Genomic DNA, 14,585 nt, shown 5'->3' with positions numbered 1-14,585 from the left:
TCAGGAAACGAAACGGCCCGCCACCGGCCCGGTGAGATGGGCCACCGTGCCGCCCGCGATCGTCGCCACAACGCGCCGGGTCTGCGGGTCGAGCACGATCAGATCAGCGCGCAGTCCCGGGGCAAGCTCTCCACGGTCGCTCAGCCCGAGCATCCGCGCCGGGCCGAGTGAGATCAGCCGCCAGGCCGTCGCGAGGTCGCAGAGGCCAAGCTCTTCCAGCCGAAAGGCCGCCCGCAGCGGCGAGGGATAGTGATAGTCCGACGCAAGCGCATCGCAGAGCCCCGCCCGCACAAGATCCGCCGCCGCGATATTGCCCGCATGGCTGGCTCCGCGCACCACATTCGGCGCACCCAGAACAATATAGGCACCATCGTCCCGCGCAGCCCGAGCCGCCGCCAGCGTTTCAGGAAATTCGCTGACTGTCGCGCCGCGGGCAGCCCAGATCGCGCGGTCCGGCGCGGAGTGGTCGTCGTGGCTGCCCATCACCACATGCCGCGCGGCGAGCCGCCTGCAAAGCCCATCCAGGGCAGCAGGGACCTCGTGGGACCCTGCGTGCAGGGCCTGCATCAGCGCAAGGTGGCTTTCCGGGCTCCGACCGCTTTTCAAGGCCTGGCCGGTCAGACGCGGGGGCTTGCGCCCCTCAGCCAGACGTTGATGCGGCAGGTGGTCGTTGAAGACCACGTAGTCTATGCCGAACCGGTCAATCGCCGCCTCGGCGCGTTCGAATGCGTCAAGCAGATGCGTCTCGAGCCGCAGTTGCAGGCGCAGATCGACCGGAACCGAGCTCCGCACGGAACACACGCTCTCGAAGACATGCTCTGCAAACTCGGGCCCCCGCATGCCGCCTTCCCAAGAGAAGAACTGCGCCAGCACGGCTGTCGTGATGCCATTCACGGCCAGTTCAGACGCGGTGGCGACGACGCCGTATTCCGCCTCGCGCAGCGCCCCACGCCGGGGGGCCATGTGGCGTTCGAAGCCGTCTCCATGGGCGTCCACGATCCCCGGAAGTACCCAGTATCCGTTCAGATCGACACTCCGCGCGACGCTAGCATCCCGGATTGTGCCGTCAGCGATCGTCAGTGTGCCGGTCTCCCAGCCGTGCGGTGTCAGGACCTTCGCGCCTTGCAGCGAACACTCAAGGCTCATTCGTCGGCTCCGGGCAGATGCCGAAAATGCAGACCAGTTCCTGGGAATTGATGGTCCGGGTCCAGTCCAGTTCGGGGTCGAAGCGCCCGGTGCGCAGGAACAGCTCCACCTCGGCGATCACGGATGGGGCCTGCATGATGAACGTATGCGTGACCGGCATTGTCAGATGCCCGCGCATGCCGTCCACCTTGGTCGAGGCCACCGACACCTTGCCATCGTCTTCCCCCGGAATGAGGCTCGAGAAGAACGGGTTCAGGGACCGCGTGCCCGCGATGACCCCAAGCTCGAAATCCACTGGCGGCAGGGATCTCGGAAGGTCTTCCGGCCCGGTGCCAAGCTGTTGGCCTGCCGGCCCGTTGAGCCATTCGAAGAGTTCCAGCCCACCCAGCTGATCGACCAGTTCGCTGCCCTGGTTCGGCGGAGCCAGCATGACAACGCGCCCCAGGTTGGCCGGTCTGTTCTCCTGCAGCCAGAACCGCAAGAGGATACCCCCCATCGAGTGCGTGACGAAGTGGATGCGCTTTTCGCCACAGCGGGCCACAGCATCGGGCAGGATCTCGTCCACCAAGGTCTGCACACGTGCAGAGGTCGACGGGTAACCCGGCGCCTCGACCTGGTAGCCCTTGGCCTCGAGCACCGATTGCATCAGGACGAAAGACGTTTCGGTGCGCGCCAGACCATGCAGCAGGACCACGCACTCCGCGCGGGCAGGTGCGGCGGCGAACAGACCAACCGATGTGGCAAGGGACAGGAGCAAGGCGCGTATCATGCCGGTCAGATACGCCTTGCAACGGGGTTTAGAAAGGGTCTACCGCCGCGACGTTACGGCCAGAAGCACGCCGCCCAGCACCAGCGCCGCCGCGATGACAAGCCGCAATCCGACCGTTTCGGACAGCAGGACGGACCCGGCTGCGATCGCGATCACCGGAACGGTGAGTTGCGCCACGGAAGCGGTCGATCCGCGGAGTTGCGGCAAGACCGAATACCAGAGCGCATATCCCAACCCGGATGTGACCGCGCCGGAGAGCACCGCCATGCCGACACCGAAGGCGGTCGGCGGTGCCGCATATGTCTCGGCAGACAGCAAGAGCGCGCCATACCCGAACAGCGCAATCACCGACGCGAGGATGAAATTTCCCCCCGTGTCGGCCAAGGGCGATCCGGCGCGCCGTCCGTTCAGGGAGTATACGCCCCAGCCGACCCCGGCCGCCGCCATGAGGACGGCATGCCAGACGCTGGGTGCGAGACCCTGCCCCGGCCAGAGCAGCCAGCAAAGACCGGCAAACGCCAGGGCCGCGCCTGCCCAACGCTGCGCGCCGGGGCGTTCTCCGCCGATCCAGCTTCCGGCGAACATCGTGATCTGCACCATGCCGAACAGGATCAACGCACCGAGACCGGCATCAAGCACCTGATAGGCCAGGGAAAAACCGAAGATATAAACCAGCAAGGACATCGTTCCGATGCCCCGTCCGGCACCGCGCAGGGACAATGAGCGCCGTTGCCAGATCATCAACAGGCCAAGCATTGAAGCACCGGAAACAAGCCGGAGCACGCCAAAGCCGATCGGGTCCATATCCCCGTCGGCAAGCGCCACCCGGTTCAGGATGGAATTCGCGGCGAAGGCGATCATGGTCAACGATGTTAGAAGGAAAAGGCGCATGGCCTTGCGTATCGCGCGACGCGCTGGACCGCCATACACGAATGGTCTCATGCGCGGCCCGGTGTGCCTTTGCGACAAAGCTCGGCCGACAAAAGACAAAGGCGCCCGAAGGCGCCTTTGCTTGAACATACAGTGCAGCGTGTGCTGACCGGTGCCCCGAAAGGCCCCGAGCAGATTACATCATGCCGCCCATGCCGCCCATGTCGGGCATGCCGCCGCCTGCGCCTGCGCCTTCTTTCTGCGGCTTGTCGGCCACCATCGCTTCGGTGGTGATCAACAGACCTGCGATCGAGGAAGCGTCTTCAAGTGCAGTGCGCACAACCTTGGCCGGGTCGATCACGCCGAACTTGAACATGTCGCCATATTCGTCGGTCTGCGCGTTGTAACCGAACTTCAGGTCATCGCTTTCGCGGATCTTGCCGGCCACGACGGACCCGTCGACGCCTGCGTTTTCAGCGATCTGGCGCAGCGGTGATTCCAGAGCCTTGCGCACGATGGCGATACCGGCGTTCTGATCGCTGTTGGCGCCAGTGAGACCTTCCAGCTTCTTGCCGGCCTGAACGAGGGCAACACCCCCACCGACAACGATACCTTCCTGCACGGCCGCACGGGTCGCATTCAGGGCGTCGTCGACGCGGTCCTTGCGCTCTTTCACTTCGGTTTCGGTCATACCGCCAACGCGGATGACAGCAACGCCGCCTGCGAGTTTCGCAACACGCTCTTGCAGCTTTTCACGGTCGTAGTCGGATGTGGTCTCTTCGATCTGGTTGCGGATCTGGGCCACGCGCGCTTCGATCTCGGACTTTTCGCCCGCGCCGTCAACGATGGTGGTCTCGTCCTTGGTGATCTGGATTTTCTTGGCAGAGCCAAGCATGTCCATCGTCACGTTCTCGAGCTTCATGCCGAGATCTTCGGAGATCACCTGGCCGCCGGTCAGGATCGCGATGTCCTGAAGCATCGCCTTGCGACGATCGCCAAAGCCCGGTGCCTTCACGGCTGCGATCTTGAGACCGCCGCGCAGCTTGTTGACCACGAGGGTTGCCAGCGCTTCGCCTTCGACGTCTTCCGCGATGATCAGCAGCGGCTTCTGCGACTGGATCACCTGCTCGAGCAGCGGAACCATCGGCTGAAGCGAGGACAGCTTCTTCTCGTGCAGCAGAACGATGCAATCGTCCAGCTCGGCGAGCATCTTGTCCGCGTTGGTCACGAAATAGGGGCTGAGGTAGCCACGGTCGAACTGCATGCCTTCGACGACATCGGTCTCGGTCTCGAGGCCCTTGTTTTCTTCGACGGTGATGACACCCTCGTTGCCGACCTTCTGCATCGCGTCTGCAATCTGACGACCGATTTCGGCTTCGCCGTTGGCGGAAATCGTGCCGACCTGTGCGACTTCGTCGCTGTCTTCGACGGGACGGGACGCTGCCCGGATCGCTTCGACAACCTTGGAGGTCGCCAGATCGATGCCGCGCTTGAGGTCCATCGGGTTCATGCCCGCTGCGACCGACTTCATGCCTTCTTTCACGATGGCCTGCGCCAGCACGGTTGCGGTTGTCGTACCGTCACCGGCTTCGTCATTGGTGCGGGAAGCGACTTCCTTCACCATCTGCGCGCCCATGTTCTCGAACTTGTCTTCCAGTTCGATCTCTTTGGCGACAGACACACCGTCTTTGGTGATCCGCGGCGAACCGAAGGATTTGTCGAGAACGACGTTGCGGCCTTTCGGGCCGAGTGTCACCTTCACCGCGTCGGCGAGGATGTTGACACCCTTCAGCATGCGGCTGCGGGCATCTGTATTGAATTTTACGTCTTTTGCAGACATCTCAGAGTCTCCACTAATTAGTCAGAGTTGCGTTTGCGATCACGACGGGCGTTCAGGCAGCTTTCGCTTCTGCATCGTCCGAAATGATGCCGAGGATGTCCGACTCCTTCATGATGAGGAGTTCTTCGCCATTGACCGTCACCTCGGTGCCCGACCATTTGCCAAACAGGACCTTGTCGCCTTCGGCAACGGCCATCTCGATCAGCTCGCCACTATCCTTGCGTGCGCCATCGCCACACGCAACAACCACGCCTTCTGCAGGCTTTTCTTTGGCGCTATCAGGAATGATCAGGCCACCAGCAGTTTTTTCGTCGCTCTCAACGCGACGGACCAGCACGCGGTCATGAAGCGGTTTGAATGCCATCTTCGAGTCTCCTTGCTCAAAGTTTCCACTAAAAAGCCCCTCGCTCCCCGAAGGACTGTTGTCACTCACGTTTGTCGAGTGCTAACGCGGCATAGCTAGGCACACGGACACAATGAGTCAACACGCTTGTGACGGAAATTTTCGTGGCGATGGGCTTGAATTATCGCGCTCAGGAACCGGGAGACCGTTCGGCCCATCCTGCAAAGATTTTTTCCAGCGCGACGACCACGTAATAGAGCAGGATGCCCATCAGCGCGAGCGCGATGAGAACGGCGAACATCAGCGGATAGTCCGAATTCGTCTTGCCCGAATCAAACAATGCGCCCAAGCCTCGGCCATGCGGCGACACGATCTCCATCAGGTTGGTCCCGATGAACGCGAGGGTCACGGCCACTTTCAACGCACCGAAGAATTCGGGCAGCGTCTTGGGCAGCGCGATCTTCCAGAAGATCGTCGTCTGCGACGCCCCCAGTGACCGAAGGATGTCGCGGTATTCCGGCTCCAGGGTACTGAGCCCGATCGACACCGAAACCGCGATCGGGAAGAACGAGATCATGAAGGCAATGAGGATCGTATTGAAATTGTGGTCGCCCACGAAGAGCAGGGCAACGATCGGCACGACCGTCGCCTTGGGGATGGCGTTGAAGCCGACCAGCAAGGGATACAGCGCATCCCGCATGAGCTTCGAGAACCCCATGACCATGCCAAGCAGCACCCCGAAAGCGATGGCAAGCAGCAACCCGACCACGGTGCGCCAGAGCGTCTGCCAGCCCATGATGATGAACAGCTCCCAATATTGCGCATAGGCTGGAGGCAGGTCCGAGGGCGAGGCCATCACGTAGTCAGGCCAGTCATTGGCCTGCACGAGCAGTTCCCACAGCAGACCGAAAAGCAGGATGGCTGCGATCGGGACAAATATCTGACGTGCGTTCATTCGGCGGCCTCGTCGGCAGAACTGCGCCCCTGGGCGATCTGGATCTGCCGCCGGAGGATATTCAGCGCCTCGGCGGATTCAGGCGTGTAGAGATGCTCGATATCCCGGTCGCCGGTCAGGTGGACGTCCATGACGTATTGCGTGCGGGCGGGCCTGCCGGACAGGACGACAACCTGATCGGCCAGAAAGATCGACTCGCGCAGATCATGCGTGATGAGGATGCCCGTGAACGGCTCCTCCGCCTTGACCTTGTGCATGGTCTGCCAAAGGTCTTCGCGGGTGAAGGCATCCAGAGCGCCGAACGGTTCGTCCAGGATCAGCACCTCGGGCTTGTGGACAATCGACCTGCAAAGCGAGGCGCGCTGGCGCATGCCGCCGGAAAGCTCGCTCGGGCGCTTGTCCTCGAAGCCTTCGAGTCCGACCAGCGACAGCAGCCTGCGCGCGCGCTCTTCCTGTTCGCGCTTCGACAATTTGGTCGGCACGATCTCGAGAGGCAGCATGACGTTTTGCAGGATCGTTCGCCATTCGAGAAGGACGGGATTCTGGAACGCCATCCCGACCGTCGATTTCGGTCCCTTGACCAGCTCTCCATGCAGCCAGACTTCGCCCTCGTCCGGCTTCATCAGCCCGGCGACAAGCCGCGTGAGCGTGGATTTCCCGCAGCCGGACGGGCCGACAACGGCGGCAAAGCCGCCCTCCGGCACCTGGAGTTCAAGGCCGTCAAGCACCGGCAAAGGGCCGTCCTTGGTCCGGTAGGCGTGTCGAACACCCTTGATTTCAATAAGATTTTCAGACACGCGCGCCGCCTTGTTCAGGTGGCTGACCGAAATTGTCCGGTCAGCCAGTTCGCATCATTTCAACATCCGCTCGGATGCGTCCGGTAGATAGGCGTCGGTGAAATACAGGCTGGCATCGGGTTCGTTCTGGAACTCGTAGGTCTGCGCGAGCTGCTCCAACGCTTTCGCCATACGCTCGGAATCGATGCCGCCAAGGCCGTTTTCCATCACGTAATCGGTGGCGACATTCGCATCGATGGCCAATTCCAGCCGCCGTTGCTCTAGCTCGGCATCGGCCGCGGGGTTGCGTTCGACAAGGCTTTCGATGGCGGCGGCAGGATCGGCAATTGCGTCTTTCCAGCCTGCAGCGACCGCTGCCAGGAACCCCTTGACCAACTCGGGGTTATCCGCGGCAAAGTTGGTGTTCGCGATGATCGCGTTACCGTAAAGCGCCACGCCGTGGTCGGCCATCAGGATTGTCGAGATGTCGTCTTCCGGAACGCCAAGGCGCACGAGGTTCAGATATGAGGAGAACGAGAAGCCGGTTACGGCTGCCACGTTGCCCTCTGCCAGCATCGGTTCGCGGGTCGGAAAGCCGACCGGCTCGACCGTGATGGCGTCGACATCCAGATCGTTGGCGATGGCGAAGGCCGGAAATTGAGCCCAGGCCCCATCCGGGGGCGGCGCACCGAGCACCCTGCCTTCCAGATCCTTGGGGGTTTCCACGCCAAGCGACTTGCGGCCGATGATGGCGAAAGGCGGCTTGTCATAGACCATCATCACGGCGGTCACGGGCGCGCCGGGGTTCTGGTCAAGAAACTTGATCAGCGAGTTGATATCGGCAAACCCCACCGGGAACGCCCCGGTCGCGACCTTGGGGATCGCGTCGAGCGACCCCTGCCCTGCCGAAATTTCGACCGAAAGGTTGGCGTCGGCGAAATGACCCTTGTCGATCGCCACGAAATACGGAGCCGCAGGCCCTTCGAACTTCCAGTCCAGCGCGAATGGAAAATCGGCCTGAGCAAGCGCGGCGCCCGCCATGCTCAGAGTTGCGGCGACGGCCGCGAGTGTATGTTTCAGCATCAGGAAACTCCCCAGGATTATCAGCGGCAAACTGTGGCATTGGTGCGCGAAACAAAATCCCGGGCAAGATCCGGACCGACACGCACATCGCGTTTAGCGACTTTATTGCTCAATTCTTGGCCGTTCGCCAGCTTTTTGGGCAATGCCCGTCTTCGCCTGCCCGTGAAAACCGCGCCCACCCGACCAGGAGCGTCGTTGAACAGCGACCGCGACTTGCAGTGCTGCATGCAGTGAATCGAGAGCGTGAGAACATCCTGTCGCGCGCATTTCGTTTCGCATGACCGTTACGGCCAATGGGTTAGCCGAGGCTGTCTCCCCAATCGGCAAGGCCCTTGCGCCCTTCCGGCGTAAGCGCATAGATCCCGGTTGCGACCTTTTCGAACCAGCCGTAATGGTTGTCCCGCATCAGTGTCGTGGCGTTGCTGACGCCGGTTGCCCTGGCGACGATAGCCCCTTTTTCGGCCCCGGTTTCCGCAAGGTAGGTCGCACAGCGCACCGCATCCTGGCGGTAGGCCGTGACGATTCCGTGGCGGGTGGCCCCGCCATCATTCGGGTCCCCCGCAAGCCGGTCGAATTCGCGCAGCAGCCGGGTGCGCTTGCCGGTGTTCCTGCGCGGCGTGTAGGGACCGGGATCGCATTGCGCCTCAACGGCTCCATCCGCGCGCACGGTCAGGAACCCGAGACCAAGGCGTCGGCACATCACCGTGTTTTCCCGCAGCGCACGCCGGGCTTGACGTCCCTTGGGTTTCAGGACCGCGATATAGACAAGATCGGTCATCCGAAGGCGCGCCACGGCCTGATGATACAGGGTCAGGTTCAGCCGCAGTTTCAGCTCGACGATGACAGGTTCGTCCTCGCCCCGCACCGCGACCAGATCGGCGGCGCCGACCTCTCCCTTGACGGTATAGCCCTGCCGTTCGAGATAGGCTTTCACATGCGGATAAAGTTCGGCTTCGCGTTGCATGGGACATGAATGCGCGACTGCCTTGCTGCTGGCAAGCACAGCCCCTAGCTTTGAGGGTGTTCAGTGGAAAGGTTGCCGCAATGCTCATCCGTGCCGTCTCGTTTGTCTTCTGCCTGTTGTTCTCGACCCCCGTCATGGCCGCCTGCGCGGGCGACGATCTGCGGGAAACCCTTGGCCCCGAAGAACGGGATCGGCTGGAAAGCGCGCTGGATGGGGTGCCCTATGCCGACGGAAATCACTGGAAAGCGACACGCGGCGACAGCACGCTTCACCTGATCGGCACGATGCACCTGTCGGATCCGCGCCTCGACGGCCCGGTTGCGCGGCTTCGCGACACGATCGAAAGTGCCGATCTCCTGCTGCTCGAGATGACGAACGAGGACGAAGCCGCGTTGCAGTCGCGCCTGGCACGGGACCCCAGCCTTCTGTTGATGCCGGATGCCACCTTGCCCGAACTGCTGTCGGAGGACGAATGGGCACAGATGTCCGAGGCCCTGACCGCGAGGGGGATGCCGCCTTTCATGGCCGCCCGGTTCCAGCCCTGGTATGTTTCGGTCCTTCTGGCCGTCCCGCCCTGCGCCTCGGTGCAAGAGCTGTCGGAAGGCGGCATGGATGCGCGGATCGAAGACATCGCGACCTCTGCCGGCGTGCCGCGCGCAGCGCTGGAGGACGTGGAGACCATCTTTGCCGCCTTCGCCGGTCAGCCGCGCGAAATGCAACTGGACATGATGCTGTCGGCCCTGGTCGATCCCGCGATCAGCGAGGATCTCTTTGCCACGCTGCTGGCCAGCTATTTCGACGAAACCCCTGCCGAAGGCTGGGCGGTCTCTTCCATCCTGGCCGAACGCTACAGCCCGATCGAACCGGCCGCGGCGGCGGAAATCTTTGCCATCATGGAGCAGGCGTTGCTGATCGACCGCAACACCGCGTGGATTCCGGTTTTGACGGAGGCGGCAGAGAACCACGACGTGGTGGTCGCGGCCTTTGGCGCCGCCCACCTGCCAGGCGAGGGCGGCGTGCTCGATCTTCTTCAAGCCGAAGGGTTTACCCTCGAACGGTTACCCTTCTGAGGTCAGCCGGCCCCTGACCTGGCTGTCATCCTTCAGCAACAGCGCCAGTGCCGAAATCGTCAGAACCACCCCGACAAGGATCAGCCCGGGCGGCAACGGACGGCCCAGCGCCATTTCCCACAGGATCACCCAGCTTGGCGTGAGATAGGTGTAGGCCATGACCTTGGCCGACGGGATGCGCAGGCTGGCATATTGCAAGAGCAGAAAGGTCGTCGCGCTGGCAAAGACCGAAGTATAGGCGATCGTGATCCAGACAATCGGCGGCAGGCTGGCCCAATCCGTCGCCACAATGGCTGGCCCGCCGATCAGTACGAGGATGATCGCGCCCGCCACCAAGGTGCAGAGGGTGAAGACCGCGGGTCGCTCGCCCCGGTTCAGGGTCGGCACCAGTGGCGTGTAGAGCGCATGGGTGACACAGCCGACAAAGAAGATCGCTTCACCCCGTCCGATGTTGAACGCCAGCAAGGCCTGAAGATCGGCCCGGAAGATCACCCACAGCGCCCCTGTGCCGCCGATGCTCAGGGCCAGCGCCATGCGGGCGGTCAGAACCTGGCGCAGCAAGAGCCAGCCGAACCCGGCCGTGATCAGCGGCGTGAGTGTGAACACCGCCGACATCGAGACCGGCTCGCCCGTTTTCAGCCCTTCGAACATCAGGACGAAGTAGGTGGTGAAGAAGATCGCGAGCACGAAATAGCGCCACGGCGCGCGCAGGGCCGACCGCTGGAGCCCGCCCGTGGCAAAGACCAGCGCGCCCAGAAGGATGGCCGCCACGACGAACCGAACCGCGTTCAGCGCCTGCGGCGCGATATGCGGCGCCGCCATCGATCCGAGCGAGAACGATCCCGCAACAAGGGCAGAAAAGAACAGCATCGCCAGATGCCCGCGCTGCGCATCCGTCATGTCACGTGGCCATCGCTTCCTTGGCTTTCACCGCAGCCTTGAGATGGCTCAGAAGCGCCTGCACCTTTGCGGTTCTGTGCAGATCGACATGGGTCACCAGCCAAAGCTGCGCCGACCATTCGTCTTTCGGCGGCATGACCTCGACAAGGCCCGGGTCCGAAGAGCCATAGGTCACCGGCATGAACCCGATGCCCGCACCGCTGCGCACCGCGGAGATCATGCTCGAGGTATCGGTCGCGCGGAACACGACGCGGTCATAGGGCACCCGGGCCCGCAGCCACTGCTGGAACGGTGCGCGCCCGTCCGGGTTGTCGCTGCCGACGAAATCATGATCGGCAAGGTCCGACTCGTCTTCGGGCAGACCGCGCCTGTCGACATAGCTCTTGGCGGCATAGAGACCGATCATCAGTTTCGTCAGAGGCTGCACCACGTTGTCGGGCTCGTCCGGCGCATTTCCCGCGCGGATCGCCACATGGGCCTCGCCATATTCAAGTCGGAACACCCGCGCGTCGGTCAGGTAGCGAAGGATGACCGCGGGGTATTCGGCCATGAAATCGGTCAGGACCGGAACAAGGAAATCCGAAAGCTCGGTGATCGACGTGATCATCAATTCGCCACTCACGTCCGATCCGCGCCCCTTGATCCGTCCGACCAGTTGCTGCAACTGATCCTCGGTCGCCTGGGCGACACGCGCCAGATCCTCGCCGGATTCCGTTGGGGTATAGCCGCGCGCATGGCGCTGGAAAAGTTTGACCCCGAGCCGGGTCTCGAGGGCATCGATATGCCGGATCACGGTGGCGTGGTGCACTCCCAGCACCTCGGCCGCCCCGCTGACCGTACCCTGTCGCGCAACCTGGTAGGCGGTGCGCACTTCGTCCCAATGTTCCATGTTCGGGCCTTTGTGCAAATGCTCACATGTGTTGCGCATTTCTTCCCATATCGTGCGGAAATACAAGCCCTATATCGAAGTCACAACGCAAACACTTCTGTGATCGGACTGACCCATGACCCATACTGTTCTACGCATCGACGCCTCCGCCCGCCGCGATGGTTCCGAAAGCCGCGCCCTGACGCAGCGCATCATCGACCGGCTTGCCCCGCAAGGCATCATCCACCGCGACTTGGCCGTCGCGATCCCGACCATCGACGCCGAATGGCTGGCTGCCAACTGGACCCCACAGGATCAGCGGACCGAGGCACAGCGCGACACGCTCGCGCTGTCGGACAGCCTGATCGCGGAACTCACTGCGGCTGATACCCTGGTCATCGGCACTCCGATATACAATTTCGGCATTCCGGCCACGCTCAAGGCCTGGATCGACCAGATCGCCCGCGCCGGAATCACCTTCCGCTATACCGAGACCGGGCCCGAGGGCCTGCTGACCGGCAAGCGCGCCATCGTCGCCATTGCCTCTGGCGGAACCCAGGTCGGATCCGAGATCGACTTTGCCAGCGGCTACCTGCGGCATATCCTTGGCTTCATCGGCATCACCGATGTCCACTTCGTTGCCGCCGACCAGTTGATGATCGACGCCGAGGCATCGCACGCCAAGGCGGACGCAGCGCTTCAGGCCCTCGCCGCCTGACCCGAACGGCGCGCGGCTTGACTCTGCGCGCCGATTTGGCCTAAACGCCATTCAACTCCGGAAAGCCCGACTTTCCGGTCCCTTGGACTCGGTCCGGGATCGCCCCCCACCAGCGTGTTACGCCCGTGGGGGCGTTTGACGTTTGTGGAATGCGCCGCTGGCCCTTACATCAGGACCAAACCAGCGGCAAAGGAGGCGAGAGCCCATGTTTGAAAATCTGTCCGACCGCCTTGGCAGCGTCTTCGATCGGCTGACCAAACAGGGTGCTCTGTCCGAGGATGACGTCAAGACGGCGTTGCGCGAAGTGCGCGTTGCCCTGCTCGAGGCCGACGTGTCCCTGCCGGTCGCCCGCGACTTCATCAAGGCGGTGCAGGAAAAGGCCACGGGTCAGGCCGTCACCAAGTCGATCACGCCCGGCCAGCAGGTCGTCAAGATTGTTCATGACGAACTCAAGCACGTCCTGACCGGCGACGAAGACCCCGGCAAGCTCAAGATCGACAACGCGCCCGCACCGATCCTGATGGTCGGCCTGCAGGGCGGCGGCAAGACCACCACCACCGCCAAGATCGCCAAGCGCCTGAAAGAGCGCGAGGGCAAGAAGGTGCTGATGGCGTCGCTCGACGTGAACCGCCCCGCCGCGATGGAACAGCTCCAGATCCTCGGCGCGCAGATCGGCGTCGACACGTTGCCCATCGTCAAGGGCGAGAACCCGGTCGCCATCGCCAAGCGCGCCAAGACGCAGGCGAGCCTTGGTGGCTACGATGTCTACATGCTCGACACCGCGGGCCGTCTGTCCATCGACGAAGAACTGATGGCGCAGGTCGAAGCGGTGCGCGATGTCGCCAATCCGCGCGAAACGCTGCTGGTGGTCGATGGCCTGACCGGTCAGGACGCCGTGCACACGGCCGAAAACTTCGACGAACGCATCGGCATCACCGGCGTTGTCCTGACCCGGATGGACGGTGACGGGCGCGGCGGTGCGGCGCTGTCGATGCGCGCCGTGACCGGCAAGCCGATCCGCTTTGTCGGCCTGGGCGAAAAGATGGACGCTCTCGAAACCTTCGAGCCGGACCGGATCGCGGGCCGCATCCTCGGCATGGGCGACATCGTCGCGCTGGTCGAGAAGGCACAGCAGACGCTCGAGGTCGAACAGGCCGAGCGCATGATGAAGCGCTTCCAGAAGGGTCAGTTCAACATGAACGACCTCAAGATGCAGCTGGAACAGATGATGAAGATGGGCGGCATGGAAGGCATGATGGCGATGATGCCCGGCGCCGCCAAGATGCAGAAGCAGATGGACGGCGCAGGGATCGACGACAAGATGCTGCGCCAGCAGATTGCGCTGATCCAGTCCATGACAAAGAAGGAACGCGCCAATCCGCAGATCCTTCAGGCGAGCCGCAAGAAGCGCATCGCCAAGGGTGCCGGGATGGAGGTGTCCGAGCTCAACAAGCTGCTCAAGATGCAGCGCCAGATGGGCGACATGATGAAGAAGATGGGCAAGATGGGCAAAGGCGGCATGCTGAAACAGGCTATGAAAGGCATGTTCGGCAAGGGCGGCATGCCCGAGGGGATGGACCCCAGCCAGATGGATCCCAAGGCGCTGGAACAGGCCGCCAAGGCGATGGGTGCCAAGGGCGGCATGCCCGGACTGGGCGGCGGCATGGGTGGCCTGCCACCGGGCCTGAGCGGATTCGGCAAGAAGAAGTAACTCTCGATGCGTGAAGCCCCCGTCATAACCACGCCGCGTCTGCGTCTGCGTCCACATCGCATGGACGACATGGAAGCCTTCTGGGCCTTTTACCAAACGCCGCGCGCAGGCTATATCGGCGCGCCCAAGGACAGGACACATCTGTTCTACGGGCTGTCGTCCGAAGTGGTCGCGTGGGACTGGATGGGGCACGGGGCGTGGGCCGTCGATACGGCCGAGGGCGATTTTATCGGCCAGGTGGCGATCACCCATCCGCCGCATTTCCCAGAGCGCGAGATCGGCTGGACCCTGTTCGAGACCGCCGAGGGCAAAGGCTACGCGTCCGAGGCCGCCACAGCCGCATTGGGCTGGGCGTGGGAACAGGGCTTCGACACGCTGGTAAGCTACATCACGCCTGAAAACACGCGCTCGCGCGCTCTGGCCGAACGGCTTGGTGCTGTGCTGGACCTCGACGCTGCACTCCCCGAGGGCGAAACCGCCGAGGAAACCGTCGTCTACCGCCACAGCCCGGACGCCGACGGCAGCCCGGAGGCCTACGCATGAGCGCCCGGGTGACGCAGGCGAAAGCGCCT

General features: G+C 63.0%; 15 protein-coding genes. 4 read left to right on the top strand and 11 right to left on the bottom strand.

Going from position 1 to position 14,585, the window contains the following annotated elements; translation table 11 throughout:
- The 9 genes from LCF60_RS01530 to LCF60_RS01490 form a co-directional block, all read right to left on the bottom strand.
- Positions 1 to 1,146 carry an alpha-D-ribose 1-methylphosphonate 5-triphosphate diphosphatase gene (locus LCF60_RS01530; protein ID WP_292289249.1) on the bottom strand — a complete coding sequence of 382 codons (1,146 nt, stop codon included), beginning with the start codon at positions 1,144 to 1,146 and terminating at the stop codon, positions 1 to 3.
- Positions 1,136 to 1,915 carry an alpha/beta fold hydrolase gene (locus LCF60_RS01525; protein WP_292289248.1) on the bottom strand — a complete coding sequence of 260 codons (780 nt, stop codon included), beginning with the start codon at positions 1,913 to 1,915 and terminating at the stop codon, positions 1,136 to 1,138. The genes LCF60_RS01530 and LCF60_RS01525 overlap by 11 nt, the downstream gene beginning before the upstream one ends.
- A gap of 39 nt (positions 1,916 to 1,954) precedes the next feature.
- The gene (locus LCF60_RS01520) at positions 1,955 to 2,806 is read right to left on the bottom strand and encodes a DMT family transporter (RefSeq protein WP_292289382.1); all 852 of its coding nucleotides are present in this window, start codon (positions 2,804 to 2,806) and stop codon (positions 1,955 to 1,957) included.
- Positions 2,807 to 2,981: 175 nt separating this feature from the next.
- On the bottom strand, positions 2,982 to 4,625 hold the full coding sequence (groL, locus tag LCF60_RS01515) for a chaperonin GroEL (RefSeq protein ID WP_292289247.1): 1,644 nt from the start codon (positions 4,623 to 4,625) through the stop codon (positions 2,982 to 2,984).
- Between the two features lie 52 nt (positions 4,626 to 4,677).
- Complete coding sequence (locus LCF60_RS01510) at positions 4,678 to 4,989, bottom strand: co-chaperone GroES (RefSeq protein WP_292289246.1); 312 nt, start codon at positions 4,987 to 4,989, stop codon at positions 4,678 to 4,680.
- A 169-nt stretch (positions 4,990 to 5,158) separates the two neighbouring features.
- On the bottom strand, positions 5,159 to 5,923 hold the full coding sequence (locus LCF60_RS01505; protein WP_292289245.1) for an ABC transporter permease subunit: 765 nt from the start codon (positions 5,921 to 5,923) through the stop codon (positions 5,159 to 5,161).
- Positions 5,920 to 6,720 (bottom strand): ABC transporter ATP-binding protein, encoded by an 801-nt coding sequence (locus LCF60_RS01500; protein WP_292289244.1) that lies wholly within the window; start codon positions 6,718 to 6,720, stop codon positions 5,920 to 5,922. The genes LCF60_RS01505 and LCF60_RS01500 overlap by 4 nt, the downstream gene beginning before the upstream one ends.
- A 54-nt stretch (positions 6,721 to 6,774) precedes the next feature.
- The gene (locus LCF60_RS01495) at positions 6,775 to 7,740 is read right to left on the bottom strand and encodes an ABC transporter substrate-binding protein (RefSeq protein WP_292289381.1); all 966 of its coding nucleotides are present in this window, start codon (positions 7,738 to 7,740) and stop codon (positions 6,775 to 6,777) included.
- 340 nt (positions 7,741 to 8,080) lie between these two features.
- A complete protein-coding gene (locus tag LCF60_RS01490; protein WP_292289243.1) occupies positions 8,081 to 8,746 on the bottom strand; it encodes a DUF2161 family putative PD-(D/E)XK-type phosphodiesterase in 666 nt (221 codons plus the stop codon).
- An 80-nt stretch (positions 8,747 to 8,826) separates the two neighbouring features.
- Between LCF60_RS01490 and LCF60_RS01485 the strand changes: the two genes are divergently transcribed.
- On the top strand, positions 8,827 to 9,816 hold the full coding sequence (locus LCF60_RS01485; protein WP_292289242.1) for a TraB/GumN family protein: 990 nt from the start codon (positions 8,827 to 8,829) through the stop codon (positions 9,814 to 9,816).
- On the opposite strand, the gene LCF60_RS01480 is transcribed toward LCF60_RS01485, so the two are convergent.
- A complete protein-coding gene (locus tag LCF60_RS01480) occupies positions 9,805 to 10,716 on the bottom strand; it encodes a DMT family transporter (RefSeq protein ID WP_292289241.1) in 912 nt (303 codons plus the stop codon). The two genes, LCF60_RS01485 and LCF60_RS01480, sit on opposite strands and share 12 nt — an antisense overlap.
- A 1-nt stretch (position 10,717) precedes the next feature.
- Entirely contained in the window at positions 10,718 to 11,605 is an 888-nt protein-coding gene (locus tag LCF60_RS01475; RefSeq protein ID WP_292289240.1) for a LysR family transcriptional regulator, read from the bottom strand.
- Between the two features lie 115 nt (positions 11,606 to 11,720).
- Between LCF60_RS01475 and LCF60_RS01470 the strand changes: the two genes are divergently transcribed.
- From LCF60_RS01470 to LCF60_RS01460, 3 genes are all read left to right on the top strand, one after another.
- On the top strand, positions 11,721 to 12,302 hold the full coding sequence (locus LCF60_RS01470) for an NAD(P)H-dependent oxidoreductase (protein WP_292289239.1): 582 nt from the start codon (positions 11,721 to 11,723) through the stop codon (positions 12,300 to 12,302).
- A gap of 205 nt (positions 12,303 to 12,507) precedes the next feature.
- Entirely contained in the window at positions 12,508 to 14,013 is a 1,506-nt protein-coding gene (gene ffh, locus LCF60_RS01465; RefSeq protein WP_292289238.1) for a signal recognition particle protein, read from the top strand.
- A gap of 6 nt (positions 14,014 to 14,019) precedes the next feature.
- The gene (locus tag LCF60_RS01460; protein WP_292289237.1) at positions 14,020 to 14,556 is read left to right on the top strand and encodes a GNAT family N-acetyltransferase; all 537 of its coding nucleotides are present in this window, start codon (positions 14,020 to 14,022) and stop codon (positions 14,554 to 14,556) included.
- Positions 14,557 to 14,585 lie beyond the last annotated feature (29 nt).

This window comes from Marivita sp. (genome assembly GCF_020055635.1).
In the GTDB taxonomy this organism is placed as follows: domain Bacteria; phylum Pseudomonadota; class Alphaproteobacteria; order Rhodobacterales; family Rhodobacteraceae; genus Marivita.
Note: the sequence above shows the minus strand (reverse complement) of the source record. Positions and strands in the feature narration are given on the sequence as shown.

What these genes read in the sequence shown, in the direction of transcription:
- LCF60_RS01530 (WP_292289249.1), bottom strand. Translation starts at nt 1,146, where the DNA reads ATGAGCCTTGAGTGTTCGCTGCAAGGCGCGAAGGTCCTGACACCGCAC.
- LCF60_RS01525 (WP_292289248.1), bottom strand. Translation starts at nt 1,915, where the DNA reads ATGATACGCGCCTTGCTCCTGTCCCTTGCCACATCGGTTGGTCTGTTC.
- LCF60_RS01520 (WP_292289382.1), bottom strand. Translation starts at nt 2,806, where the DNA reads ATGCGCCTTTTCCTTCTAACATCGTTGACCATGATCGCCTTCGCCGCG.
- groL (WP_292289247.1), bottom strand. Translation starts at nt 4,625, where the DNA reads ATGTCTGCAAAAGACGTAAAATTCAATACAGATGCCCGCAGCCGCATG.
- LCF60_RS01510 (WP_292289246.1), bottom strand. Translation starts at nt 4,989, where the DNA reads ATGGCATTCAAACCGCTTCATGACCGCGTGCTGGTCCGTCGCGTTGAG.
- LCF60_RS01505 (WP_292289245.1), bottom strand. Translation starts at nt 5,923, where the DNA reads ATGAACGCACGTCAGATATTTGTCCCGATCGCAGCCATCCTGCTTTTC.
- LCF60_RS01495 (WP_292289381.1), bottom strand. Translation starts at nt 7,740, where the DNA reads ATGGCGGGCGCCGCGCTTGCTCAGGCCGATTTTCCATTCGCGCTGGAC.
- LCF60_RS01490 (WP_292289243.1), bottom strand. Translation starts at nt 8,746, where the DNA reads ATGCAACGCGAAGCCGAACTTTATCCGCATGTGAAAGCCTATCTCGAA.
- LCF60_RS01485 (WP_292289242.1), top strand. Translation starts at nt 8,827, where the DNA reads ATGCTCATCCGTGCCGTCTCGTTTGTCTTCTGCCTGTTGTTCTCGACC.
- LCF60_RS01480 (WP_292289241.1), bottom strand. Translation starts at nt 10,716, where the DNA reads ATGACGGATGCGCAGCGCGGGCATCTGGCGATGCTGTTCTTTTCTGCC.
- LCF60_RS01475 (WP_292289240.1), bottom strand. Translation starts at nt 11,605, where the DNA reads ATGGAACATTGGGACGAAGTGCGCACCGCCTACCAGGTTGCGCGACAG.
- LCF60_RS01470 (WP_292289239.1), top strand. Translation starts at nt 11,721, where the DNA reads ATGACCCATACTGTTCTACGCATCGACGCCTCCGCCCGCCGCGATGGT.
- ffh (WP_292289238.1), top strand. Translation starts at nt 12,508, where the DNA reads ATGTTTGAAAATCTGTCCGACCGCCTTGGCAGCGTCTTCGATCGGCTG.
- LCF60_RS01460 (WP_292289237.1), top strand. Translation starts at nt 14,020, where the DNA reads ATGCGTGAAGCCCCCGTCATAACCACGCCGCGTCTGCGTCTGCGTCCA.